Consider the following 24,490-nt stretch of genomic DNA (forward strand, 5'->3'; position numbering starts at 1 on the left):
TATTTAACGCGGGAAGTAGCTCAGCTTGGTAGAGTACTTGGTTTGGGACCAAGGTGTCGCAGGTTCGAATCCTGTCTTCCCGATTGATGGCGGTGTAGCTCAGCTGGCTAGAGCGTCCGGTTCATACCCGGGAGGTCGGGGGTTCGATCCCCTTCGCCGCTATATTGATCTTGTTGGACCTTTAGCTCAGCTGGTTAGAGCTCTCGGCTCATAACCGAGTGGTCGTAGGTTCAAGTCCTACAAGGTCCATTGTAAATAATGGAGGATTACCCAAGTCCGGCTGAAGGGAACGGTCTTGAAAACCGTCAGGCGTGTAAAAGCGTGCGTGGGTTCGAATCCCACATCCTCCTTTTATATTAACGCGGGATGGAGCAGCTCGGTAGCTCGTCGGGCTCATAACCCGAAGGTCGTAGGTTCAAATCCTGCTCCCGCAATATTGGCTCGGTAGCTCAGTTGGTAGAGCAATGGATTGAAGCTCCATGTGTCGGCGGTTCGATTCCGTCTCGCGCCATATTTTATTTATAACTTGGAAGGGTAGCGAAGAGGCTAAACGCGGCGGACTGTAAATCCGCTCCTTCGGGTTCGGGGGTTCGAATCCCTCCCCTTCCATTGCTTTAGTTACGGGCATAGTTTAAAGGTAGAACTAAGGTCTCCAAAACCTTCAGTGTGGGTTCAATTCCTACTGCCCGTGTTAATATGATTATGGCGGGTGTGGTGAAGTGGTTAACACACCAGATTGTGGCTCTGGCATGCGTGGGTTCGATCCCCATCACTCGCCTATTTTATATTATTGGGGTATAGCCAAGCGGTAAGGCAAGGGACTTTGACTCCCTCATGCGTTGGTTCGAATCCAGCTACCCCAGTTACTATTTGCCGGCGTGGCGGAATTGGCAGACGCGCTGGACTCAAAATCCAGTGTCCGCAAGGACGTGCCGGTTCGACCCCGGCCGCCGGTATAGTTTAAGTTTGAGAAACGTTGATTTAACAGCGTTTCTTTTGCTTTTTGGTCAACTTTTGGTCACCCGAAGTCCTACTTAGATAAACTCTTTAAAACATTGCGTACTTTATTATTCTCTATTTCAGCTTTTTCCTTGATTAGATGACCATATGTTTCAGTGATTTCTGTAATATCTTTATGTCCCATTAGCTTCGATACAGCCCAAATGTCAACGCCCATTGCTAACATGGTTGAACAGTAGGTATGGCGTAACCCTGTACTTGTCATATTATTAGGGAAGATACGTAACATTTTTAAAATTTGTTTTAAGTGCTTATTAATGCCTGCATTGGTTACGATATTATGATTTATATCAATGAAGATCATATTCTCATCATTTGCAATGGCACCATTCTCAATGAAGACTTCTTGTTCTTGTTTTAATTTCTGAAGAACTGCTAATGTAACCTCATCAATGGGGATGGTTCGGATAGAGTCGTCTGTTTTTGCTTTTGACCAGCGATGACGAACGGTATCATATCGACGATATGTTTTAATTTCTGAAGTATTCCATAAAATACAGTCCCAAGTCAATCCTGCAACTTCTCCTGCACGGAGTCCAGTTTTTAGTTGGATCAATAGTAAGTGTGGGATGATTGATGTAGATAAATCTAAGTTTTCTTCTAAGTAACTGACCAGTTTTTGATAATCCTTAAAACTATGAATATATTTATCTTCTTTACGTTTCTTAGGAGGACGACCAGATAAAATAACACCTTCTGTAAAATCTTCCATATTAAGCTTATCACGTTTAGCAAAGATAATGACATTTCGGATTTCCGCATTCATTCTACTTACGTTATCACGACAATTTGTTTCAGCGTATTTATTGATAAAAGCTTGATATTCACTAGCTTTTATCTGAATCGCTGGCTTATCTTCAAATTGTGCTTTGATGAATTTTCCACGTATCATATGCTTATTTATGGTTGTATCAGCTTTGCCAAGTGGTTTTACAGTCAGTTCTAACCATTTTTCCCATAGACTATAAAAAGTAATATTTTTGTCTATGATCGCCCCTTGCATTAATTTTATTTCAATGCTAAGTGCTTCAATCTCAGCTTCACGCTTGGTTTTAAATCCAGAATTAGATGCGACTACCTTTTTATTCTTATCAAAGATTCGATAATCCCAAGTTTTATTTTTACCTCTTTTTCTATATGAAATTGCCATTGATTACCTCTTTCTAAAAGCGATAACCAAGATATTATCTTGGTTATCATATCACAAATCAAAAATTTCTGCAAAATGTTCTTCAAAATATTTTTTGGCTTTACTTGCTAAAAAATAGTAACGTCCGCCTTGGTTTTGAGGATATTTCACAAATCCATCTTTGTTCTTGTCAATATCAATTTTTGAGCGAATGGTTGGCTTGTATAGAACGTTTTCTAATAACCATGGACGAGACACAGAAAGCATCTCTAAAACCTCATTTAAGGTCAAATAACGTCCTTGTGTGGCTTCCTTTGTTAAATGATCATAATCATCTTTAGAAATGATAATATGGCTTTTAGGCAGCTGTATTGTAATAGGATTGAGTTTTAATTCAAATTGTGTAATCATAATGTATTCCTTTCGTTTGTAGGCTCATACTGATATTGGATGTTGAAATACTCACTGACAAAATCCATTAAGCGGTTCATCAACCACCTTGGATTGTCCTTTTGAGAATTCAAACATTCTAAAACTTGTTCAGAGCTCATCATAAGAATGTCAGTTAAAAAGTAGTCATAGCAGTTGAATCCTGTTTCATATTCAAGTGCTGCTTCGATTTGTTCAATTTCAAATAATAGGTAAATTAGTTCAGTTGTTGTTATTTTTATCATTTTGCTTTACCTCATTGTCATGATATGAGATAATCAAGTAAGAAGTTAGCTTACTTGACTAATCTTCTAGATTTTTTGGGTTGTCGTTTGAATCACTTTGGTCGGTAGATTTTACGGCAACTTTTTTGGTTTGTTTAGAATTAATGTGATTGTTTTGGATTTCTGCTAATAATTCTTGAGCTATCAGAGTCAATTCATCTTCAGAATCTTTTGTGATAGGTTCTAACTTCCAAACCTTAATTTTCTGAAATTGCAACTTTGCTTTTTCTTTTAAATCACGGATTGAATTGTAGTACCATAATTCAATATTGAGCTTGTTGTAGTCGTCATGATACATTTTTAAGATATAGCGAATACGCCGCATCAACTGATGATATTCTCTCTTTTTAGGAAACCAAGCATCAACCCAATCAAAATATGATTCTGAGTTGGTCATAATCGTTAAATCATTGATGATATAGGCATCTTTAAAACGTGAACTGAGCTGATTGGCTGAATTCGGTTCTAAAATTTGAAAGAGCTCACGATATGACATGCCGCATGATGCATCAAATTCATTGATGATCATTGTTTTTTGACCTTTGTAGCCCGAACCTAAATCAAAGCGTTTTTTATTTATTGAAGGTATATGAGCACCTAATCTGTCATGTTGTTCCGCAATAAGTCGTGCTAGAAATGATTTTCCGCTATTACCTGATCCTTGTATATAGATTCCGTTATGGTTACGTTCCCCACGACTCATACGTTCAAACTCTTTCTGAATGTACTCTAAGCGGTTTTCTTCAAATTGCCGTTTATTTTGATTCCATGCCTTTTGTGCGGTTCGTTGAGTGAATTGTTCAAACAAATCTTTTTTTGCTTCTAGTGGTAGTAATCCATCTGATGAAATTTGATAGCTAAGATCTAAGCAATACTCATCAACTTCCGAGCCATCATCAGATTGTTCTTTGTTATGGTTTTTGATTTCCCCCGTAATTGAGTTGATATAATTGCCATTCGGTGATTGAATAACTTCGTCAACATTGTAGGGATATTTCCCCTCAGCCATATTTCGCTCATTTCTATGTGTCAAGTATCTACAAGCTTTGATTACGCTCCGTACAAATTCAAGATTTTCCTCACGTGAAATCTGGAGCGATTTATAAACGGATTGATAGCTGTGAGCATGCTTGAAAATGATAACGAAATGAACGTGCAGGCATTTAGGTGTTCCGTCTTCTTTTTTATCTTTATCATGATAGATATAGTAGTAAACATCTTCATCATGTTTACAGAGTGCTTTGATACGCTTATCAATCGATTTTTTGAAATCACATTCTTTGAGCTTAGGATCAGCGTTTTTCTCATATTCATAAGAAATTTGACCAAAGAATTTACGTTTGCGAGTGTTTGGATCAATCGCTTTCTTTTTAACCATGTTGAGGTCTCCTTTGTATTTTTTTGACACAAAATGATTGTGATGTGTCATTTTGTTAAGATAGATTTGATTGTTTTTTGGACGCCACAGACGGAGAAAAATGTGGCGTCCAAAAATATCAAATAGGGTTCAAAATTTGGCACAACACAGATTCAAATGTTGTTCCAAAAGTTAAGGATTAGACGTGGATTGTCCCTGTGCTTTTCGTTTCTTAATGCCGTACAGATATGCTTTTTCAAATGTGCTAATCTTTTCAAGTCCATGTTTGTGCATATTAATATTCCAAAAGCGTCTCGGCTTAAAGAATTTAATGTCTGATGTCATGATATAACCACTGAATCGTGGAGCATGATTGTCAATATTATCTGTTTCTCCGAAGACCATGCGAGCTAGTTCATCTGTAATAGCACCATTTGAAAGACAGATGCGAACCCCTAAATTGTCCCTGATAGCAGTAGAAAGCAATTCAGATCTAGGCTGCTGCATGCAGATACAGATATATACTCCACTACTACGTGAACGAGATACGATAGATAAAACTAAATCTTGTACTCTTTTTCGCTTTTTGGTATCAGTGATGCTTGAAAGCATTGCACTGTACTCTTCGATAATGCAGAGCTTCATTCGCATCTCTTTGCCAAAATTGACAAAAGTTGCACCAGTAATATCTTCCCTCGCGGATAATTGAGCAATTTGTTGTTCACGCTTGATGACTAAGTCAAGTAAAGTTTCAAAATAAGCTAGGATTTCTTCACTATTGGATATAATTGTACCTTTAGGTAAAAAGCTCCACGAACTGAACTCTGACTTTACATCAAAGATTGTCAGATCAACATCTTCATTGAACATGAATACCTGTGCAAGCATAGATTTTAAAAACGTTGTTTTGGAGCTATTTGTATTTCCGACCAATAATAAATGAGGAGATTGCAGCAATGAAAAGGTCAAGTCTTTTTCAACTGTAATTTCAAAATCATTAGCTGATTTTAATTCTGTGATTCGTCTTGGCGTCAGCTGTCTTGCTTTAGCTTCTACGATATCATCAAGCAAATAGACAAATTCTGTATTATCCTCAGATAACCAGTAATCAAGGACGATCAAAGACCGATTTTTACCTATTAAACACGCTGAAAGCATGTCCGCAAATTTTTCTAAATCATCAGTAGTTTGGTCAGCTAATTTATTGATAGTAACTGTAATGCGCCTGCTTTGCTTCGAGAAGCACGCAGTCGCTTTTGAAACATCTATGAATTTGCTGCCGACTTTGCGATTAGCAGTTGCCGAATCTTTCAATGCTTTGTGAGCCTGACGCTCTATCAATCTTAATTGACGATATTGAGAAAATGAATCCGCTGCTTTAACACGATAAAGGAAACGCAAGAGTAATGAACCATTAACGAGAAGCAAGACAGCTGAGCCAAATATCATGAGATAGAATGCCCATCTACTGTGAGCCATAATCAGCTCTAGTTCAACTGCTTTCCTCATCAACCATTCGCCAACAAATCCTGTGATAAGTAAGCCTGCTCCAAAGAATTGAAGCAGGGTTACTAAACTAGGATAAGCTCGCATCATGTAACCCAAGTGAGAGTTTAAACGATATCTAATCATAACTTCTTACAGAGTTCTTCCATTTCAGCCCACATTTTCTGACGCAATAGTTCAAAATACATGTATGTCCGAATGAAATCTGTATAGCGACCGTTTGAATAAGCTAGGCTTAGATTGATAAAATCATTAATGATTTCTTTGTCTTCTGTGCGTAAATAGCTTGCGAACAGGTTTCGAACTTCACGAGGAAGATCATCAGCTGACAAGTCTGCTAGTTCTTCATGAATATTATCCATTTGTTTGACCTCCTGTTGGCCGTGTCACGTTGACTTCTTTGAGTTGTAATAGTGGCTTAGCACTTACCAATTCAGTCAACCAGTATCCGCTATTCTTAAATGAGTATCCATATGCGGTAATTTCATAAACCACTAATGGTTCAATAGAAAGAGGCTGATCAATTGGAGATAACAAAGTTACAGTCTTGCATTCTTGACCAACTGTTGCAAATTGGTATTTAAGCTTTGAAGCTGTATCTTCTTTTTTATCGTAACCACGATTATCTTTAACCTTTTGTCCGTTCTTATCACGAAGGTACTCTTTGTAAGGTGTTGCAACTGAACCTAGATTCACTGCTGTGACATTGATAGTCTCTTCAGAAGACTTATTAGCATTTGATACGATTTGATTAAATGTAGACATGATAATTCTCCGCTTCCAATATAGGAAGGTTTCTAATAAAATTATTTTGTAAATAGTTGAACGTTCTTTATTTACAATACTAGTTTACCACAAAAAAGTTATACGACAATAGTATAAAAAATAGAAAGTTAAACACTTCACATGTATAACTTTTTGTGTTATAATAATCTTGTACTTATAATAAAGGAGTAGCGTATAATGCATAACATAAAAGAAATGATTTATAGATTCACATTAGATTCTATCCCACAAAGAGTATTGGACTATCAGGAAAAGTATCGGAAAGAGCATCCTAAAGAAAAAAAATATTTCCTATATCAATTTTTATATGATAAAACTATAGCCAACAATAATCAGAAGATTATTAAAGAAAATAAAGGAGACTATCAAGATGAACCGTACTATGGTTTATCTAAAGAGTCTGCGAAGCAACGAATGACTTGTATCAAAAAAGGAGAGCGTAAAAAGATGAGCCCCACCCCTATTAGGCTTATAGCTGAGAATATGAAGATTTCGGTATCTGAATTGTTGTGGGGAAAAGAAAAAGACTGGAAGACACTTCTCCCAGCTCTGTTTTATCTTGTAATTTTTGATGCATTGAATCATATTAATAAGGGTACAAAAGAAAAGTTCTCTCTTCAAGAGAGAGCTATTGAAGTCTTAAAGCCATCCGTCGTTTTTGCATCTGAATTGGCTAAAAAAGAAATTGAATCTGATTTCTCATTTGAAAGTATTTCTTTTGATATTCATGATAAAAAGTTAGCTCAAGTAATTTTTCGACTATATCAGCCCGAGATTGAGCAACAATTTTATCAATTATTTAAACAAGTGTTTATTGACAGTGATTATGAGTTAGGCTATTTAGATGCTAAACTTAAAGTATTTGCTCATCAAGTGATTGATGAGATTGAGCAATGGAATGAGAAACAGACTGCAATCATTTCAGATTCCCTTGGTTATCAAATTTATCAAACCTATAATTTATACTATTCACATGAAATGCGAGAATATAGGAGTACTTTTGCAATAAAAAGTGATAGTCGATATTCAAAGTTAAAGCTTTCACACTATTTAGATAAAGAACAACAGATGATTGTACAATCCATTGAACGTTTTGTATCAGATTTAGAGAAGGTTCAGTCGTTGCAAGATAGTCGATTAGGATATCGTAAAACTGATAAAAAATTGTTCAAAATAGGATTTGATTTAACAGGATTTGATAAAGAATATTTTCAGGTAACAGAAGTTCAAATTGAACCGAAGCAGCTTACTCTCGATGAAATAAATGAAGATATTGAAAAGGCATATAAAGACAAAGCTTTACCTATGTAAATAGAATAAAAGAAAACCGCTAGGATTTAGTCTTAGCGGTTTAGTTTATCTTATAATAAATGTTAGAAGAGTTCTTTGCCTGTTTTATTTAATTTATGACAATGATAAGTAAAAGCTTTGATAAAATTGGAGTAGTAGTTTATATCAATAAATTTTGCACTTTCAAGATAGTTGAAAAGGTTTTTTGCTAAAGCGATTGCTTCAGGCTTGTTCCAACGAAATTGATTGTATACATGTTCTACTTCAAGGAACATGAGTGGTGTGGATAAATAACCTCTTTCAAATGTTTGCAATGATTTTATTTTTTTAATAATATCATCCGCCTTAGCGTAGTAACCAAGTTCTGAAAAATGTTTAGCTGTAAAGGTTAGACCGTTCAAAATACGAATATGAGTGTCAGTGTTGGCACTTTGTGCATACATGAGGAGGAGTTGTTTAGACATGTGTTCAACAAGTTCAAGTGGGCAATGATTGATGATACGACAGTAAATCTCCAGTTCAGCACTATTAAATGTTTCAATTTTCATTAAATGATTGATAATATGCTGAATTTTCGCTACAGTTTCATCTGTTTTAGAAATAGTGGGGTAATGTCCTAGTTTAATTGATTTTAATAGTATATCAGCTTGTAGAGGGTTGTCATTTAAATAAGTATCAAATAATTTTTCATATACAGTGGCATAAGTTAAAATATCTTCTTCATTCTTAACATGCTTCGCAAATTCAATAGAAGGAAATTCCATACAGTCGCCACCTTGGTTGGCATAAGCTGTTGCAAAATCATTCCATTCTAATCCTAAAACAATGAGTAATCTACTAAAGTTTTCAAGAGAAATACCTTTTTCCCCTTTTTCAAAGCGACTTAGAAATTGAGGGGATACAATATTGGCGGCTGCTTCCTTCAAGCTAAGTCCTCTACTCTCTCGCAACTGCTTAAATGTCTGTCCAAATGGGTATAAATCTGTCATAGTCATCTCCTTTTGTTTTTCAATATTATTATACCGTAAAATAGGTTGAAATAAGATGTAAAACCTACCTATAGGTTCAAAAAAAGGGAAACTCCCCAATTATTCGGTTTGTTTTGAAAAAAATGAACCTATAGGATAAAATCGAGAAATTACATTAATTATTTCTGTTAAAATACTCCTGAGAGTTAACTGGTAAAACAGCTGACAAATCTCTTGTTATACTACATATAACAAGGTTTGACTTTACAGCCAAACCTACCTTAATAGCAATAAAGGAGAATTTTATGGCAAAGAATACAATCAAAACCATCGCAGCAACTACTGCAATCACCCTTGCAGCCGTTGGTACACCAGCATTTGCTGATGAAGTAACACCAAAAGTTAACGCATCTAATAAATCTATCATTAAGACAGATCCATCAACAGGTGCGACTACTGAACCACATAAAGTGACATCTGATGAGGTCAAAAATAACGTTGATGCTCAGAAAAAAAATGTTGCTACTGCTCAATCTCAAGTGAACAACGCTACTGCTAACGCAACTGCTGCTGACCAAGCACAAGCTAAGGCTCAAAATGAAGCAAATGCAGCAAATCAAGCTGTCAAAAACGCTGAAGCAAACGCAGCAAAAGCAACACCAAAAAATATCGCAGCTAACCAAGCTGACCAAGCAGCAAATCTTGCTGATCAAAAAGCTAATGCTACAGAAACAGCTACTACTGATGCAAAAATTGCAACACAAACTGAAGCTGTAAACAATGCTCAAACAGATGTGTCTAATGCTGAACAAGCTCTTAAAGACGCTAACGCTGATGTTTCTGCTAAAGAAGCCCAAGTTCAATCAGCTAAAAACGCAATTTCAGGAACTGGACTTGCTCAAGTTGAAGATAAACTTGATGAAGCTAAAGCTCAAACAAAATCTACTGAAAAGAATGTCACTAATGCAGAAACTGCTTTGACTGATGCTAAGAAAGCTGACCAAAAACGTCAAGACGCAATCAACACTGCTCAAGCAGACGTTGACGCTAAAACAACTTTAGTTAACGAAACTAAAGACAACCTCACATCAGCCACTCAAAAAGCTAATGATGCTACAGCTACACTTTCTCAAGCTGAAGATAAACTAGCTAAAGCTACTAAAGCTCTAGATAGCGTTGATATTGTCAAAATTCCAGATTTGACTCAATTCAAAGAAGATAAAGCTTCAGGTGACGATGACTTCATGACTGACTCTGGTGCTACAGCTATTGAAAACACAGACGTTTCAATTGGCAAAAATGCAAAAGATGAACCTGTTGATATTGACAATCTAACTCAAGCTCAAAAAGAAGAAATCTCTCACTTATATGTTCAAGCATTGAATCAAATTCGTAGAAAACTTGGTGTGACAAACGATACATCAGTCACAAAAGAAATGATTGACGTTGCATCAAATCGTGCTAAAGCATATAAAGAAAGAGCTCAAAGTCCACTTACACATGGACACATCAGTTTGTTAGCTGGTCAAAATCTTACTGCTAGAACAGAAAATCTTGCTGGTATCGCATCTAAATCAGAACTAAAAACCATGTACGATTTGAAAAAGGCTGTTATTGATGCATTAATGCGTACATCATTTGCTGACGCACCATCAAAATGGGGACATTTGGAAAATAATCTTTCTAGTGCTTCAAATGTTGGTCTTGATATTGCAAACATCAATGGACAATATTGGCTAGTAATGGTTACCGCAGACAAAGGTGAATCAATCACTAACCCAAACAATGCTGAAGCAATTCAAAAAGCTTATGAAGACGCTAAAGCTGAAAAAGCTACAGCTCAAACTGCTTCAGAAAACGCAAATGACGCTCTCAAACAAGCATCTGCTGATTATGCTAACGCTCTAGAACTTAAAACTTCAGCTGAAAAGACATTAACTGACGCTACTGCTACACCTGTTCAAACAGCTGTTGCTGAAAACAACTTGCGTCTTGCAAAACTTGCTCTTGAAAGCGCACAAAAACGTCAAGCTGAAGCTCAAAAAGCAGTTGATAACTTCTCAGCGGACCTTGCTTCTAAGAAACAGGCTCTTGATGATGCTAAATCAGCTCTTAAATCAGCTAAACGTGTTCAAGAACAAAAAGTTCAAGCTCTTGCTGATGCAAAAACTAAACTCACAAAACAAGAATCAAAACTTGAAGCTCTTAAAGCTCAAAAAGCTAAATTAGTTGAAGAAAAAGACCGCTTGGTTGCAGAAGCAAAAGCACTTGCTACTGAATTGAAAGGCTACTTAGAAGCTCCAGCAATTCTTGCCGCTGCACAAACAACCGCTTCAGAAAAGGATACAGCCCTTAAAGATGCAATGACAAAAGCTAAAGCTGCTCATACTAAGCTTAAAGAATTACAAGCAAAACTTGCTGAAGAACAAGCTAAACTAGCTGAACTACAAACAAAATATGACCGTCTAAAAGACTTAGAAGACAAGGCTAAAGATAATAAAATTATTACCTTACCTGACGGAACTATCATTGCAATTCCTAACACAGCACCAACTGCTGAAGAACTTTCAGAATTTGACATTAACAGTTTGAACAAAGGACTTGACGATAATAAGATACTCGCTATTGATGACAAAGGCAATGTTACTGTTAATGGTCAAGCGTACACAAGTCAACAACAAGCATCAAGTAAGCCAATTTATTCACGAGTAGAACGAGCAAAAACACTACCGGAGACAGGTGAACATGAGAGTTGGTTAGCTATATTCGGTGTAACTATTCTATCTGTTGTTTGTGCAGTAGGAAGCAGAAAAAAGAATTAATTAGTGAATAAATTAATCAAAAATTAAAAGATAATTACATAATAAAAAAGAGGTTGAAATGAACGAGATAAAAGAATTTTTTATGAAGGTTGTTAATTGGTTTAAAGAGCTTTTAAAATTAAAGCAGATAATAGTAGTAGGGATAGCAATAATATCTGTGATGTTTGCTGGTAGCTTTTTAATCAAGTGTGACTTGGACGGAAGTTATTCTGGTGAAAAAGGTGGAATTACTATAGTAGTGTCAATACATGGTAACGAAGGCAATCTGGTAATGATTAAAGGTGATGAAAAACATGAAGGAAAAATTGAAAAGATTAATTCAGCTACAAAAACTTTCACATTAAAAGACCCGGATAGGGACTTGACTACAGAAATGACTTTTAGGAAGGAAGGTGACATTTTAAGACTTTCTGATGGTAGCAGTGATGATGAATTGATATTAATCAAAAAATAGAAGACTTAAAAATCAATAAGAGGAAGGAAATATTATGAAATATAAGAATATTTTAATTGGTACAACAATTTTAGGGCTTGTTACTTTTTTACTACCGGTTGTCACTGGTCGAGATATGTCACTTGCTCCGATGAGCAGGGCAGTTGCTAGCTATTTACGGTTACCATCACCCGTGATTTTATTTATTTTATGGTATGGAGCATTTTCGATTGCTTTAATATTATCTTTAGTCAATATTAAATCGATAATCTTTAGTAGAATCAGATTTGTAATTATCATATTGTTAAATATTTATGCTATCGCGGTACATTTAGCGATCACAAGTGAATTGATAGGAAGAACGGGAGCGTTAGGTTTTGGAGGAATAATTTATTATCTTAGCGCTGTAGCAAATATATTTGTATGTATTTTACTTTTTAAAGATGGTGAAATAAATATAAAGAAAGAAATTGATAGTCATAAGTCAGATTCTTAAAAATTTCAATATTTAAAAGAAAACTAGAGTGGTTAGGATTTTGAGAACTATCAAATTAAAATCTTAATAGTTAGTTAAACAACAGTTTTATTAGTTGATATATAATAAAAATCTTCTTACTCGAGAAAGTAAGAAGATTTTTAATGCGTAAAATAGTTGTTGGTCAACTTTTGGTCAACTTCTCAATTTTGAATATTAACTAGCGTGTGATAACATCTTGATTTAATCGCTTTTTGGTTATTTATTTTAACTTATTTTAACGCTAGTTTGTTGGCCGCCGGTATAGTAATAAAGACAAGGTTTCTAGGCCTTGTCTTTTCTTTTATCTGATTATCTGTATTTGCTTGAGTTACTAAAAATTACGGCTCTTTGTCAACTGTAGTGGGTTGAAGTCAGCTAAGTCGAGAAAGGACGAATTTCGTCCTTTCTTTTTTGATGTTGAGAGCGATGAAAATCCGTTTTTGAACTTTTCAAAGTTCTAAAACTAATGGCATTTCGCTTGATAAGTTTGATGAGATTATTAGTCGCTTCTAATTTTGCATTAGAATAGGGTAACTGAAGAGCGTTGACGATTTTCTCTTTGTCCTTGAGGAAGGTTTTAAAGACAGTCTGAAAAAGAGGATGAACCTGCTTTAGATTCTCCTCAATGTGCCTGAGCCTAGAAATTCGAAAGCGAAGCTGTTTAGCTAAGTCATAGTAAGGACTAAACATATCCATCGTAATGATTTTCACCTGACAGCGAACGTTTCTATCGTAGCGAAGAAAGTAATTTCGGATGATAGTTTGTGTGGTTACTTACAGTTTACACCAATGAAACGCTATGAGTTTTTTGTTGCACTATATTTTACAATTTATCACACAAAAATAGGCTCCATAATATCTATAGGGGATTTACCCACTACAAATATTATAGAGCCTTATTTTTGAGTGCCATTCTAATCTTTTTTGCTTAGATTTTTGGTATAATATTATTTATTCACAATTTATTTTGATTATGAAAGTGTTGGTATTTGATGTCTCGTTCGGTTGACTTGCTTAAGAAGCGCTACTTAGAAAATATAAAAGAGAAGCCTGATTTATTTGTGGGAATTGAGTTAGAATATCCTATTGTAAATTTAGAGGGTAAAGCTACAGATAGTGAAGTTGTTAAGGATCTCTTTCGGTATTTACCATCAGTACTGGGCTTTACTATCGAAAAAGTGGATGATTTTGGGAATCCAATTCAGTTACTTGATCTAGTCAGCCAAGATACGATCTTGTTTGAGGTTGCTTATACGACAATTGAGTTTGCATTTGGAAAGGCCGAATCGATCCAAGAGGTAGAAGAACGCTTTAACTTCTATATGGCTACGATTCAGAATAAGTTAGGTGAAGCTAATCATGCTATTGTTGGCTGTGGCCTTCATCCTAACTGGGATAAAAATGAGAATTGTCCAGTGGCTTTTCCCCGCTATCAGATGTTGATGGATTATTTGAACTTAAGTAGAAGTAAGACTAGTAGAGGTTTACACGATTTTCCTGAGTATGGAGCCTTTATCTGCGGTAGTCAGGTTCAACTGGACGTTTCAAGGTCCAACTACCTGCGTGTTATCAATGCTTTTACTCAAATTGAAGCAGCTAAAGCTTATTTGTTTGCAAATTCTGAGTTTTCAGGGGCAGATTGGGATACTAAGATTTCAAGGGATATTTTTTGGGAAGAGTCCATGCACGGGATTTATCCTGAAAATGTTGGCGTCAATCCCAGACTTTTCAAAGATGAGAATGATTTTTTGGATTACCTAAATCATTCTGCGATTTTTACCGCGGAACGTGATGGCGAAACCTATTATTTTTATCCAATTCGTGCAAAAGATTACTTAGGGTCTCCAGAAATTCATGCCTTCGCCCTTGATGGAAAAGAGATTCTTCTTTATCCTCAGGAGAAGGATTTCCAAACTCACCGTAGTTACCAGTACCAAGATTTGACAACTCGAGGTACTATTGAGTTTCGTAGTGTGTGTACACAGCCACTTGATAGGACTTTTACTTCAGCAGCTTTTCACTTGGGCTTGTTGGTTCATTTAGACAAGCTTGAGGCTTACTTGCGAACTGCTCCTTTTTTTACCACAGCTGGTCGTGAATACAAGGCATTGAGGCGACAATTTTCTAAGAAAAGGCTCACAGAGGAGGAAGAAACTGCAATTGTCGAGTTTTCAAAAGGCTTACTCCTTCTAGCTGAGGAAGGACTGGAGAAAAGAGGCAAGCAAGAAATGACCTATTTACAGCCTTTGAAAGAAGAATTGAGCCTATAATTTTTCTAATAAAGCGAGAATTTTCTGAAAAATCATGATATAATGGAAGAGACTATAGATAAAGGATAGAGAGTAATGACATTAGTTTATCAATCAACGCGTGATGCCAACAATATAGTAACTGCTAGCCAAGCTATTTTACAAGGTTTGGCGACGGATGGTGGTCTGTTTACACCACTTACTTATCCAAAGGTGGATTTGGACTTTGACACATTAAAAGATGCTTCTTACCAAGAAGTGGCTAAATTAGTTTTATCAGCCTTTTTAGATGACTTTACGGCTGAGGAGTTGGACTACTGTATCAACAATGCCTACGATAGCAAGTTTGATACTCCAGCTATTGCGCCATTGGTGAAATTGGATGGGCAATACAACTTGGAATTGTTCCATGGTTCAACGATTGCCTTTAAAGATATGGCCTTGTCTATCTTGCCGTACTTTATGACGACAGCCGCTAAAAAGCATGGTTTGGAGAACAAGATTGTCATTTTGACAGCGACATCTGGTGATACTGGGAAAGCTGCGATGGCAGGGTTTGCCGATGTGCCTGGAACTGAGATTATCGTCTTTTATCCAAAGGATGGTGTCAGCAAGGTGCAAGAGTTGCAAATGACTACTCAGACTGGCGACAATACTCATGTTATCGCTATTGATGGAAACTTTGATGATGCGCAAACAAATGTGAAGCACATGTTCAACGATGAAGCTCTTCGTGAAAAATTGGCAGCGAACAAGTTGCAATTTTCATCAGCTAACTCTATGAACATTGGTCGTTTGGTACCACAGATTGTTTATTATGTTTATGCCTACGCTCAGTTGGTCAAGTCTGGTGAGATTGTGACTGGTGAAAAAGTCAACTTCACAGTACCAACAGGAAACTTTGGAAATATCTTGGCTGCCTTTTATGCTAAACAAATTGGTCTGCCAGTTGGCAAATTAGTCTGTGCTTCAAATGACAATAATGTTTTAACTGACTTCTTTAAAACACGTGTTTACGATAAGAAACGTGAGTTTAAGGTAACGACTAGCCCATCTATGGATATCTTAGTATCTTCAAACTTAGAGCGTTTAATTTTCCATCTTTTGGGGAATGATGCGGTTAAGACAGCTGAACTTATGAATGCCTTGAACACGCAAGGACAATATGAGTTGACTGATTTTGATGCAGCGATCCTGGAACTCTTTGCAGCTGAATATGCGACGGAGAAAGAAACTGCGGCAGAAATCAAGCGTGTTTATCAAACAGATGCCTACATCGAGGATCCACATACGGCGGTTGCCTCAGCTGTTTATAGAAAATACCAAGTGGCTACTGGCGATGCGACTAAGACAGTGATTGCTTCAACAGCTAGTCCATACAAGTTCCCAGTGGTTGCAGTAGAAGCGGTAACTGGGAAGGTTGGCTTGACTGACTCTGAAGCTTTGGCTCAATTACATGACATTTCAGGAGTGGCAGTGCCACCAGCGGTTGATGGCCTTGAAACAGCTCCAGTTCGTCATAAAACAACAGTGGCAGCTGCTGACATGCAAGCAGCGGTTGAGGCTTATCTAGGACTTTAAGACAGAGGGAGTAAACTCGGTTGGGAAACCAACTGAGTTTCTTTTCATCAGGAGGAAGGATTGTTTAAGAAAAATAGAGACATTCTTAATATTGCATTGCCAGCTATGGGTGAAAACTTTTTGCAGATGCTCATGGGAATGGTGGACAGTTACTTGGTCGCTCACTTGGGCTTAATCGCTATTTCGGGTGTTTCAGTGGCTGGCAATATTATCACGATTTACCAGGCCATTTTTATCGCTCTGGGGGCTGCTATTTCCAGTGTTATTTCAAAAAGTTTGGGGCAGAAAGATCAGTCCAAGTTGGCTTATCACGTGACAGAGGCTCTCAAGATAACCCTATTGCTGAGTGCACTGTTAGGCACTTTATCGCTCTTTGCCGGGCAAGAGATGATAGGGCTCTTGGGAACTGAGCAGGAGGTGGCTGAGAGTGGTGGGCTCTACCTATCTTTGGTGGGTGGATCGATTGTTCTCTTGGGCTTGATGACCAGTCTAGGTGCCTTGATTCGTGCAACGCATAATCCGCGTCTACCCTTCTATGTTGGTCTGTTATCCAATGCCTTGAATATTCTTTTTTCAAGTCTAGCCATTTTTGTCCTTGATATGGGCATAGCGGGTGTTGCTTGGGGGACTATCTTGTCTCGCTTAGTCGGTCTTGTGATTTTGTGGTCGCAATTAAAGCTGCCTTTTGAGAAACCGACTTTTGGACTGGATAAAGACTTACTGACCTTGGCATTGCCAGCGGCAGGGGAACGTCTCATGATGCGAGCTGGAGATGTAGTGATCATTGCCTTGGTTGTTTCTTTTGGGACGGAGGCAGTAGCGGGGAATGCAGTCGGAGAAGTCTTGACCCAGTTTAACTATATGCCTGCCTTTGGCGTCGCTACGGCGACGGTCATGCAGGTAGCTCGAGCAGTTGGAGAGGATAACTGGGAAAGAGTAGATGATTTGAGCAGGCAAACCTTTTGGCTTTCCCTGCTTCTCATGTTGCCCTTAACTCTCAGTATCTATGCCTTGGGGACACCATTGACTCATCTCTATACGACCGATCCTGTAGCGGTTGAAGCGAGCGTTTTGGTGGCACTGTTCTCTCTACTAGGAACCCCCATGGCGACAGGGACAGTTATATATACGGCAGTTTGGCAGGGATTGGGAAATGCTCGCCTCCCCTTTTATGCGACAAGTATTGGGATGTGGTGTATCCGTATAGGGACAGCCTATCTGATGGGAATTGTGCTTGGTTGGGGTTTACCTGGTATTTGGGCTGGAACGTTATTGGACAATGGTTTTCGATGGTTATTTCTACGCTACCGTTACCAAAGTTATATGAGCTTGAAAGGATAGGAAATGAAAAAAACAGCTTTTATTTGGGATTTAGATGGAACCTTATTGGACTCTTACGAAGCGATTTTGTCAGGGATTGAGGAAACCTTTGGTCAGTTTTCTATTCCTTATGACAAGGAGAAAGTGAGAGAGTTTATCCTCAAGTTTTCGGTGCAAGATTTACTGGAGCAGGTGGCAGAAGAGCGAAAACTGGATGTGGAAGTGCTTAATCAGGTGCGTGCCCAGAGTTTGGCTGAGAAGAATGCCCAGATAGTTTTGATGCCAGGTGCGCGTGAGGTGTTGAATTGGGCAGACCAAGTAGGGATTCGGAACTTTGTTTACACTCATAAAGGAGACAATGCCTTTACTATTCTAAAGAATCTGGGATTGGAATCCTATTTTACAGAGATTTTAACCAGTCAGAGTGGCTTTGAGCGCAAGCCTAGTCCAGAAGCGGCTACCTATTTGTTAGACAAGTATCAGCTGGATCCTGAGAAGACCTATTATATAGGGGACCGGACTTTAGATGTGGAATTTGCCAAGAATAGCGGTATTCAAAGCATCAACTTTTTAGAGTCTTCTTTTGAAGGCAATCACATGATTCGAGCACTAGCAGATATTCCTCATATTTTTGAGAGTAAGTAACGAGAAGATTGTGTCAGTTGTGTGACAGAGACCTAACAAACTATTTCAAGTAATCGAGTTTGTTACAAGGAATAGACAGTTCTATTAAATAGGCCCGAGAGGGCTTTTTTTCAGCTTTTTTTGTGTTATGATAGACAGGTACTCATTTGAAAGGAATATGAACGAATGAAGAAAAGAATGATTTTAGCCTCAACAGTAGCCTTGTCATTTGTCCCAGTATTGGCAACTCAAGCAGAAGAAGTCCTTTGGACTGCACGTAGTGTTGAGCAAATCCAAAACGATTTGACTAAAACGGACAACAAAACAAGCTATACAGTACAGTATGGTGATACCTTGAGCACCATTGCAGAAGCCTTGGGTGTAGATGTCACAGTTCTTGCAAATTTGAACAAAATCACCAATATGGACTTGATTTTCCCAGATACTGTCCTCACTACAACTGTCAATGAGGCAGAAGAGGTAACGGAAGTTGAAATCCAAACTCCTCAAGCAGATGCTAGTGAAGAAGTGACGACTGCGACAGCTGATTTGACAACCAATCAAGTGACAGTCGATGAACAAACAGTTCAAGTAGAAGACCTTTCTCAACCAATTGAGGAAGCTCCAACTGCAACAGAGACTGAAAAACCAGCAGAAGTAGCGCCAAGTTCAGAAGTTTCTGAGACAGCGACAGTTGCTGAGGAGACACCATCCACAGAAACACCTGTAGCAGAAGAAACAGCTGAAACGACTCCAGCGGAAGCACCGGTAGCAGAAACAACTAGTCCAGTTGAAGAAGCTCCACAAGTGGCGACTCCAGCTGCCGAAGAAACGGCTGCAACAACTCCAGCAGAAGCACCAGTAGCAGCTGCTCTAGCAACTGAAACACCTGCTGATACAACAGGAACAAGTGTAGCAGAAGAAACAGCAGCATCAACAGCAACTTCTGACACTGCAACTTCGACTTATCAAGCAGAGCAAAGCCAAACTCCTTCAAGAACTTATTCAGCTCCAGCGGCTCCTGACTATGTAGGACTTGCTGTAGCTAAGTCTGAGAATGCTGGTCTTCAACCACAAACTGCAGCCTTCAAAGAAGAAATTGCCAATTTGTTTGGAATTACATCCTTTAGCGGCTACCGTCCTGGTGACAGTGGAGACCATGGTAAAGGATTGGCCATCGACTTTATGGTCCCAGTGAGTTCAGCACTTGGTGATCAAATCGCGGAATACGCGGTTCAAAATATGGCTAGCCGTGGTATCAACTACATCATCTGGAAACAACGTTTCTACGCTCCATACGATAGTAAATATGGACCTGCCTACACGTGGAATCCAATGCCAGACCGTGGTAGTGTGACCGAAAATCACTATGACCATGTCCATGTATCAATGAATTAAGAATAATAAGAAGCTATACATTTAAAAGTGTAGCTTCTTTTTGTGTAAAATAGTATTGATAAGTGAAATAAAATCTAAAACATGTTAAAATGTAAGCGAATACAAAACTATACTAACGCTCTTAAGCATAGAGAGAAAGGATGAAGTGAATGACAAATCGATTAAAAACTCCATTTGAGAAAACAAGAGATGATTTTGAAGAGGAATTTTGTGGTGAAATTGTCGAATTCTTGATTTTTACCCTCCAAAATGTAACTGGGGCCGCTTCTTTAAAAGATGGTTGTAAAATGCCGTCCGTTCATTTTAAAGCTAGTGTCAATGTTGTAACCCAGGAATTCTCTGAACGTGAGGGACGTTTGGAATGGGTATTGACTTCTGAGGAATTTGAAGAAAAGAGATGGGGCTTTAGTTTTGAACCCTACAAAATTCATCATATCAAATGTCAAAAACGCCCCTTCATGGAGTTAGAGCCATATATGTCAGAAGTAGCTAATAACTGCTACCACTTGCTGGAATACCTAGATGACCAATCCTCAGACTCTAGGTTAGAGACCTTGATTGAAACCTACCAAAAACCGGTCATCATTCAAGACGATATTGGCGAATTCACCTTAAACAGAGCCTATTCTTGGTTTGAAGGATTTATCACTTACGAGGGTGGTAAGATTCATGCTATCTTTGCTGCGAGTGCAGATGAAAGTCTCCCTCCAAGTTCTTTTGATGATCTAAAGAAATTTATGGGAACTTTCCAAGTTCAAGATACTCGGATTAAAGACTATATTGTCAAAGAACTGTGGGAAACAGCTCAAGACTGGATAGATTCAGATGAAAATGATGTGGAGTTAACAGAAGAGTATTTTACCAACTCTCTTTCCTTGAGTGAACTATCGATCAACGAAGACGGGGAATTGACCCTCTACTATGATGATAGCGAGGAAATTTTTGCAGGCCATGCCATCGAAGTTGTCATTGATAAAGAGGGAGAAATCCTTCGAGCAGATTTGGTAGGTTAGTGCTGGATTTTATCTAGAATATAGAAATAATAGCCTTTTGGGATTGAAACCAAGAGGCTATTTTTCGTGAGTAAGCAAAATAGTTGCGTTTTTAATCTTTCTGTAATATACTTGACAAATCAATAGTTGATAAATCAAGTGTACGCAAGGAGGTAGAAATGAAAAAAATTAACGACTTACTGTACCAGCTCCATTTAACAGATCAGATGATCACTCAACTTTTTGAGAAACAATTGGGAATTAGTTTGACCCGCTATCAAATCTTGCAGTTTTTACTGCAGCAGTCACCCTGCAACCAGATTGCCGTTCAGGAGAAGTTGCAAATCGATCAGGCGGCCTTGACCCGTCATTTTAAGATACTAGAGTCAGAGGGCTATGTCAGTCGCAAGCGTAATCCGGCCAATCAGCGAGAAGTCTTAGTTGAATTAACCCAAGAAGCCAAAAATCAACTCTTAGTCAGTCCGCCTAAACATCATTTGCGAGTAAAGGAACAGATGGAGAGCATCTTATCGACAACCGAGCAGAAAGAGCTAACAACTTTACTGACGAAACTAGTGTCAGGTCTAGAAAAAATAGAATTTTAAGGAGAAAACGATGTCAATCATTACTACTATTTTAGCAACTATCGTTGCCTTGGAGCATTTTTACATTTTTTATTTGGAAAGTGTGGCTACGCAATCAGATACTACTAGTCGAGTGTTTAATGTGGATAAAGAAGAACTGGCTCGTCCTTCAGTGAGTTCATTATTTAAAAATCAAGGGATTTATAATGCCTTGATAGGTGTCTTTCTCTTGTACGGGATTTATTTCTCACAAAGTTTGGAAATGGTGACCATCTTTGTTTTATTTGTGCTTGGTGCAGCGACCTACGGTTCTCTGACAGCAGACAAGAAGATTATTCTAAAGCAAGGTGGGCCTGCTATTTTGACTCTGCTGAGTATGTTGCTTTTGAAATAAGAAAACCAGCGTCGTTCAGGACGCTGGTTTTTGTAGACTCTTATCCATTTCGACGTTTACGGGCTAGTAGGGCTCTGTAAAAGAAGATGTGATTGTTTTGGATATAGGGAAGGATTGAAAAGCTAGCAATTCCAAAAGTAATCCAGTTGAGGAAGTACCAAGGGAGTAGTTGTAGGTCGAGGACAAAGCGTTGAAACTTGTAACCCTTCATCAAGAAACGGCTGGTTTTCAGGATTTGACGGGGTTTAACTTGTCCTAAATCCAGAGTGTCGCAGAGGAGGAATTCTACCTGCGAGTAAGCATAATGTTGCGGGATATAGAGGATATTGCCCACAATCATCAAGATGAGACTCGCGAAAAAGTAGAGTCCAAAGGTCATAAGGAATTGCTTGGTTTCAACGGATGAGAGGTCTAATTTTGGAAATTCAGGATGTAGGGCGACAAATCTCCGAGCCAAGAGATTGCTATAAAAGAGAAAATAAACGCCTACTAAGTTTGGAATGCTCCATAAAAAGAGGTAGAAACGTTTGAGGAGCAGAGTTAGGAAGGTTTGCGAGAAGCGCTCTTCAGCAAAGAGGGCTAGACTTGATTTTACTGAGAGTTCTGTATCAGGATCCTTGAGGAGTCGGAGTGTCGCAAAGGCAGCACCTGCTAGAAAAATCGTGCTCACAAAAGAAACCACTAGCGGGAAGAGATAGGCTTGGAGCACTTGTGCCAGCATGCTGAAAAAGGATTGCTCTAAAACACTTTCTTGGAGACGAGCCAAGGGGTTGAGAAAGCCTGATAAGATGACCAGTATGCTAGGTAAGAGATAGACGAGAAAGAGGCGGGGATTTTCAGCCTGAAATTGCCTAGTCTGCAGACGAATGGTTTTTAAATCAATTTTTGGGTATTTCATTCTTTCATTATACCATAAATAGTACATAGCTTGCTAATCCTTTGAAAACAGTGGACTTCTAGCGTGTTAACCAAAAGTGAATACGATATTGAATACGACTTTACTTTTAGCTGGAGCGGATGAAATCCATGAGCTGGTCAACTACTTCAACACGTTGATTATCATTGATGTGGGTATACATATCAAGAGTGATTTGAACATTATTGTGACCGAGTCTATCTGAAATAATTTTTGCTGCAACACCAGCTTCAAAAAGGAGAGAAGCATGTGTATGCCTAAATCCGTGAGGCGAAATTTTTTTAAGCTTATTGTGTTTACGAAAGAATCTGCTAAGTTTCACTTTCATAGTTGCGGCTAAAAGCCATCCCCCTATGTCATTCGTAAAAATATAATTTGAATCATGTTTGTAAGGCACACCAGCCTGGAAATATTCTTTTATTTGCTGTCGTTTCCAGAGTTTCAAAACATTCAGAGTTTCATCATCTAAGGTGATAACCCTCTTACTCCTTTTGGTTTTAGGATCCTGAACAGTTTGTTTGTTGCCAATCACGACAGCCGTGCGAGAAATGCTTAACCGTTTATTTTCAAAGTCAACATCTGACCACATGAGGCCGATTGCTTCTCCAGTTCTCAATCCAGAAAAAGCGAGTAAGTGGAAAAAAGTGTAGTCTACAGGCTTAAAATTTGCTTTGGAAACTTTAAGGAACTCCGTTAGTTCCTGTTTTGTATAGTAGTTTTCTTTGCCCTTTAAGGGTTTATTTTTAGGCTTGATAATCTTGTCTAAGGGATTTGACTTAATGATGTCAAGAGAAGTGGCATACTTGAAAATACGGCTAATGACAGAGTAGTAATTGGAATATAGGATATAGCGATTACTTAACTTTATAGCAACCTTTTGACAATAAGCGACACTGATCTGCTTGATTTTCATATCTGTAAAATACAAGTCAATCATAATATCAAGTTTTTTCTTGACATTCTGATAGGTTGTTGATTTGACGGTGCTTTTATAGCTATCAAGCCATAACTCAGCGACTTCAGCGAAAGTAGGATTCTGAAAATCATCATTGTTTGAAAAACCATTCTCTTCAACATCTAAGAGAAGATCACGCTCGGCAGTCTTGGCCTCTTTTATAGTTTTAAAACCACGTCTTGTTGTGCGTTTTTCTTTTCCAGTTGCAGGGTCTATGCCCAGGTATGTTTGAAAGAGATATCTAGTCTCTCCTTTTTTGGTAATGTATTTTTTTATCATAAAAAGTCCTTTCTTTTCGATTGCTTGCCCGCATAGTTGAAAAGGTGTAGAACTTATGATAAACTATAGTTGTATTTTTTTATCATCCTTTCCATTGCTTGTCACATGGAAGATTGAACCCTCACACTCAAAAACTTGGCGGTCGGAGAGTGTGGGGATTTTTTTATTTTAATATTCAAAACCATCCACTAAAAATAGAGGAATTTCTTTCCCTTTATATGAGTGAGTTCCGTTTGCTCTGACATAAAATTTCGATACCTTAGTTACATCAAAATCCTCTTTATCATCAACAAATATTTTTAAAATGGCAGGGTTATCTTTTTTCCCGTTTAGATGAATTAAATACTTTGAAAAAACTGTACTTGGGTCAATAACTTGAATCACTGAGTCATCAATAACTAATTTTGTATCATCAGGCCAAGCTCCGTACCAGTTATTGTCTACAATTTTATAATCTCCAATCGGTGTTGATTTAAAATTTTTAGCCGGCTTAATTTTTGCTTTGCCTTCTGATTTTTCAAGTCCATGACTAGAACTAGAAGATGTTTTTGATATTTCACTAGTTTTTGATGCGCTATTTTCTTTTGTTTCACTACAAGATGCTAATAAAGTTATAAGAACCACGATTGTAGTTAATAATGTTATCTTCTTCATTTT

The 24,490-nt window shown here is 37.9% G+C and carries 23 protein-coding genes, 11 tRNA genes and 1 pseudogene; 23 read left to right on the plus strand and 12 right to left on the minus strand.

What is annotated here, in order from left to right:
* Nucleotides 1-9 precede the first annotated feature (9 nt).
* From HMPREF1518_RS02340 to HMPREF1518_RS02390, 11 genes are all read left to right on the plus strand, one after another.
* Nucleotides 10-83 (plus strand) — tRNA-Pro (locus HMPREF1518_RS02340).
* 5 nt (nt 84-88) lie between these two features.
* Nucleotides 89-162 (plus strand) — tRNA-Met (locus tag HMPREF1518_RS02345).
* A 13-nt stretch (nt 163-175) separates the two neighbouring features.
* Nucleotides 176-249, plus strand: a tRNA-Ile gene (locus HMPREF1518_RS02350).
* Between the two features lie 11 nt (nt 250-260).
* Nucleotides 261-350: transfer RNA gene (locus tag HMPREF1518_RS02355), tRNA-Ser, on the plus strand.
* 10 nt (nt 351-360) lie between these two features.
* A tRNA-Met gene (locus HMPREF1518_RS02360) sits at nt 361-434 on the plus strand.
* Between the two features lie 4 nt (nt 435-438).
* A tRNA-Phe gene (locus HMPREF1518_RS02365) sits at nt 439-511 on the plus strand.
* Nucleotides 512-528: 17 nt separating this feature from the next.
* Nucleotides 529-609, plus strand: a tRNA-Tyr gene (locus HMPREF1518_RS02370).
* Between the two features lie 11 nt (nt 610-620).
* Nucleotides 621-691 (plus strand) — tRNA-Trp (locus HMPREF1518_RS02375).
* A 14-nt stretch (nt 692-705) separates the two neighbouring features.
* Nucleotides 706-778: transfer RNA gene (locus HMPREF1518_RS02380), tRNA-His, on the plus strand.
* A gap of 13 nt (nt 779-791) precedes the next feature.
* Nucleotides 792-863, plus strand: a tRNA-Gln gene (locus tag HMPREF1518_RS02385).
* A 9-nt stretch (nt 864-872) separates the two neighbouring features.
* A tRNA-Leu gene (locus HMPREF1518_RS02390) sits at nt 873-956 on the plus strand.
* 74 nt (nt 957-1,030) lie between these two features.
* Here HMPREF1518_RS02390 and HMPREF1518_RS02395 read toward each other — a convergent pair.
* From HMPREF1518_RS02395 to HMPREF1518_RS02425, 7 genes are all read right to left on the minus strand, one after another.
* The gene (locus tag HMPREF1518_RS02395; protein WP_033583882.1) at nt 1,031-2,170 is read right to left on the minus strand and encodes a tyrosine-type recombinase/integrase; all 1,140 of its coding nucleotides are present in this window, start codon (nt 2,168-2,170) and stop codon (nt 1,031-1,033) included.
* A 51-nt stretch (nt 2,171-2,221) separates the two neighbouring features.
* A complete protein-coding gene (locus tag HMPREF1518_RS02400) occupies nt 2,222-2,563 on the minus strand; it encodes a DUF771 domain-containing protein (protein ID WP_425275806.1) in 342 nt (113 codons plus the stop codon).
* Nucleotides 2,557-2,823 carry a hypothetical protein gene (locus tag HMPREF1518_RS02405; protein WP_033583886.1) on the minus strand — a complete coding sequence of 89 codons (267 nt, stop codon included), beginning with the start codon at nt 2,821-2,823 and terminating at the stop codon, nt 2,557-2,559. The genes HMPREF1518_RS02400 and HMPREF1518_RS02405 overlap by 7 nt, the downstream gene beginning before the upstream one ends.
* A 58-nt stretch (nt 2,824-2,881) precedes the next feature.
* Nucleotides 2,882-4,240, minus strand: coding sequence for a Rep family protein (locus HMPREF1518_RS02410; RefSeq protein WP_033583888.1), 1,359 nt, complete (start codon nt 4,238-4,240; stop codon nt 2,882-2,884).
* A gap of 171 nt (nt 4,241-4,411) precedes the next feature.
* Nucleotides 4,412-5,851, minus strand: coding sequence for an FtsK/SpoIIIE domain-containing protein (locus HMPREF1518_RS02415; RefSeq protein ID WP_033583890.1), 1,440 nt, complete (start codon nt 5,849-5,851; stop codon nt 4,412-4,414).
* The gene (locus HMPREF1518_RS02420) at nt 5,848-6,087 is read right to left on the minus strand and encodes a hypothetical protein (protein ID WP_033583892.1); all 240 of its coding nucleotides are present in this window, start codon (nt 6,085-6,087) and stop codon (nt 5,848-5,850) included. The genes HMPREF1518_RS02415 and HMPREF1518_RS02420 overlap by 4 nt, the downstream gene beginning before the upstream one ends.
* Nucleotides 6,080-6,490, minus strand: a complete 411-nt coding sequence (locus HMPREF1518_RS02425; RefSeq protein ID WP_033583894.1) for a hypothetical protein — start codon at nt 6,488-6,490, stop codon at nt 6,080-6,082. Before HMPREF1518_RS02425 ends, HMPREF1518_RS02420 begins: the two co-directional genes overlap by 8 nt.
* Nucleotides 6,491-6,688: 198 nt before the next feature.
* On the opposite strand from HMPREF1518_RS02425, the gene HMPREF1518_RS02430 reads away from it, so the two are divergent.
* Nucleotides 6,689-7,822: a hypothetical protein gene (locus tag HMPREF1518_RS02430; RefSeq protein WP_033583896.1), complete on the plus strand. Its 1,134-nt coding sequence runs from the start codon at nt 6,689-6,691 to the stop codon at nt 7,820-7,822.
* Between the two features lie 62 nt (nt 7,823-7,884).
* Here the strand turns inward: HMPREF1518_RS02430 and HMPREF1518_RS02435 are convergent, their stop codons facing one another.
* The gene (locus tag HMPREF1518_RS02435) at nt 7,885-8,790 is read right to left on the minus strand and encodes a helix-turn-helix domain-containing protein (RefSeq protein WP_033583898.1); all 906 of its coding nucleotides are present in this window, start codon (nt 8,788-8,790) and stop codon (nt 7,885-7,887) included.
* A gap of 284 nt (nt 8,791-9,074) precedes the next feature.
* Between HMPREF1518_RS02435 and HMPREF1518_RS02440 the strand changes: the two genes are divergently transcribed.
* The 3 genes from HMPREF1518_RS02440 to HMPREF1518_RS02450 are packed head-to-tail and all read left to right on the plus strand — an operon-like array spanning nt 9,075 to nt 12,520.
* Nucleotides 9,075-11,591, plus strand: a complete 2,517-nt coding sequence (locus HMPREF1518_RS02440) for an SEC10/PgrA surface exclusion domain-containing protein (RefSeq protein WP_050589081.1) — start codon at nt 9,075-9,077, stop codon at nt 11,589-11,591.
* 58 nt (nt 11,592-11,649) lie between these two features.
* Complete coding sequence (locus HMPREF1518_RS02445) at nt 11,650-12,045, plus strand: hypothetical protein (protein WP_033583900.1); 396 nt, start codon at nt 11,650-11,652, stop codon at nt 12,043-12,045.
* A 34-nt stretch (nt 12,046-12,079) separates the two neighbouring features.
* Entirely contained in the window at nt 12,080-12,520 is a 441-nt protein-coding gene (locus tag HMPREF1518_RS02450) for a hypothetical protein (RefSeq protein WP_033583901.1), read from the plus strand.
* A 392-nt stretch (nt 12,521-12,912) separates the two neighbouring features.
* Here the strand turns inward: HMPREF1518_RS02450 and HMPREF1518_RS10575 are convergent.
* Nucleotides 12,913-13,309 (minus strand): annotated as a pseudogene (locus HMPREF1518_RS10575) (transposase); the annotation flags it as partial.
* A gap of 224 nt (nt 13,310-13,533) precedes the next feature.
* Here HMPREF1518_RS10575 and HMPREF1518_RS02460 point away from each other — a divergent pair.
* From HMPREF1518_RS02460 to HMPREF1518_RS02495, 8 genes are all read left to right on the plus strand, one after another.
* Nucleotides 13,534-14,811 carry a glutamyl-tRNA synthetase gene (locus tag HMPREF1518_RS02460; RefSeq protein ID WP_033583902.1) on the plus strand — a complete coding sequence of 426 codons (1,278 nt, stop codon included), beginning with the start codon at nt 13,534-13,536 and terminating at the stop codon, nt 14,809-14,811.
* A gap of 75 nt (nt 14,812-14,886) precedes the next feature.
* Nucleotides 14,887-16,371: a threonine synthase gene (thrC, locus tag HMPREF1518_RS02465; protein ID WP_033583903.1), complete on the plus strand. Its 1,485-nt coding sequence runs from the start codon at nt 14,887-14,889 to the stop codon at nt 16,369-16,371.
* 60 nt (nt 16,372-16,431) lie between these two features.
* Nucleotides 16,432-17,712 (plus strand): MATE family efflux transporter, encoded by a 1,281-nt coding sequence (locus HMPREF1518_RS02470; RefSeq protein WP_033583904.1) that lies wholly within the window; start codon nt 16,432-16,434, stop codon nt 17,710-17,712.
* A gap of 3 nt (nt 17,713-17,715) precedes the next feature.
* Nucleotides 17,716-18,336 (plus strand): HAD family hydrolase, encoded by a 621-nt coding sequence (locus HMPREF1518_RS02475; protein WP_033583906.1) that lies wholly within the window; start codon nt 17,716-17,718, stop codon nt 18,334-18,336.
* A gap of 165 nt (nt 18,337-18,501) precedes the next feature.
* On the plus strand, nt 18,502-19,713 hold the full coding sequence (locus tag HMPREF1518_RS02480) for a LysM peptidoglycan-binding domain-containing protein (protein WP_000746970.1): 1,212 nt from the start codon (nt 18,502-18,504) through the stop codon (nt 19,711-19,713).
* A gap of 149 nt (nt 19,714-19,862) precedes the next feature.
* Nucleotides 19,863-20,726, plus strand: a complete 864-nt coding sequence (locus HMPREF1518_RS02485; RefSeq protein ID WP_000184916.1) for a DUF2262 domain-containing protein — start codon at nt 19,863-19,865, stop codon at nt 20,724-20,726.
* A gap of 158 nt (nt 20,727-20,884) precedes the next feature.
* A complete protein-coding gene (locus HMPREF1518_RS02490; RefSeq protein WP_000723483.1) occupies nt 20,885-21,310 on the plus strand; it encodes a MarR family winged helix-turn-helix transcriptional regulator in 426 nt (141 codons plus the stop codon).
* Nucleotides 21,311-21,320: 10 nt separating this feature from the next.
* Nucleotides 21,321-21,683, plus strand: a complete 363-nt coding sequence (locus tag HMPREF1518_RS02495) for a DUF1304 domain-containing protein (protein ID WP_033583911.1) — start codon at nt 21,321-21,323, stop codon at nt 21,681-21,683.
* 40 nt (nt 21,684-21,723) lie between these two features.
* On the opposite strand, the gene HMPREF1518_RS02500 is transcribed toward HMPREF1518_RS02495, so the two are convergent.
* The 3 genes from HMPREF1518_RS02500 to HMPREF1518_RS02510 form a co-directional block, all read right to left on the minus strand.
* Nucleotides 21,724-22,581, minus strand: a complete 858-nt coding sequence (locus HMPREF1518_RS02500) for a DUF975 family protein (RefSeq protein ID WP_033583950.1) — start codon at nt 22,579-22,581, stop codon at nt 21,724-21,726.
* A 106-nt stretch (nt 22,582-22,687) separates the two neighbouring features.
* A complete protein-coding gene (locus HMPREF1518_RS02505) occupies nt 22,688-23,833 on the minus strand; it encodes a site-specific integrase (RefSeq protein ID WP_033583913.1) in 1,146 nt (381 codons plus the stop codon).
* 168 nt (nt 23,834-24,001) lie between these two features.
* Nucleotides 24,002-24,487, minus strand: coding sequence for a hypothetical protein (locus HMPREF1518_RS02510; RefSeq protein ID WP_033583915.1), 486 nt, complete (start codon nt 24,485-24,487; stop codon nt 24,002-24,004).
* Nucleotides 24,488-24,490 lie beyond the last annotated feature (3 nt).

Source organism: Streptococcus sp. SR1, assembly GCF_000526075.1.
Classification (GTDB): Bacteria; Bacillota; Bacilli; order Lactobacillales; family Streptococcaceae; genus Streptococcus; species Streptococcus halitosis.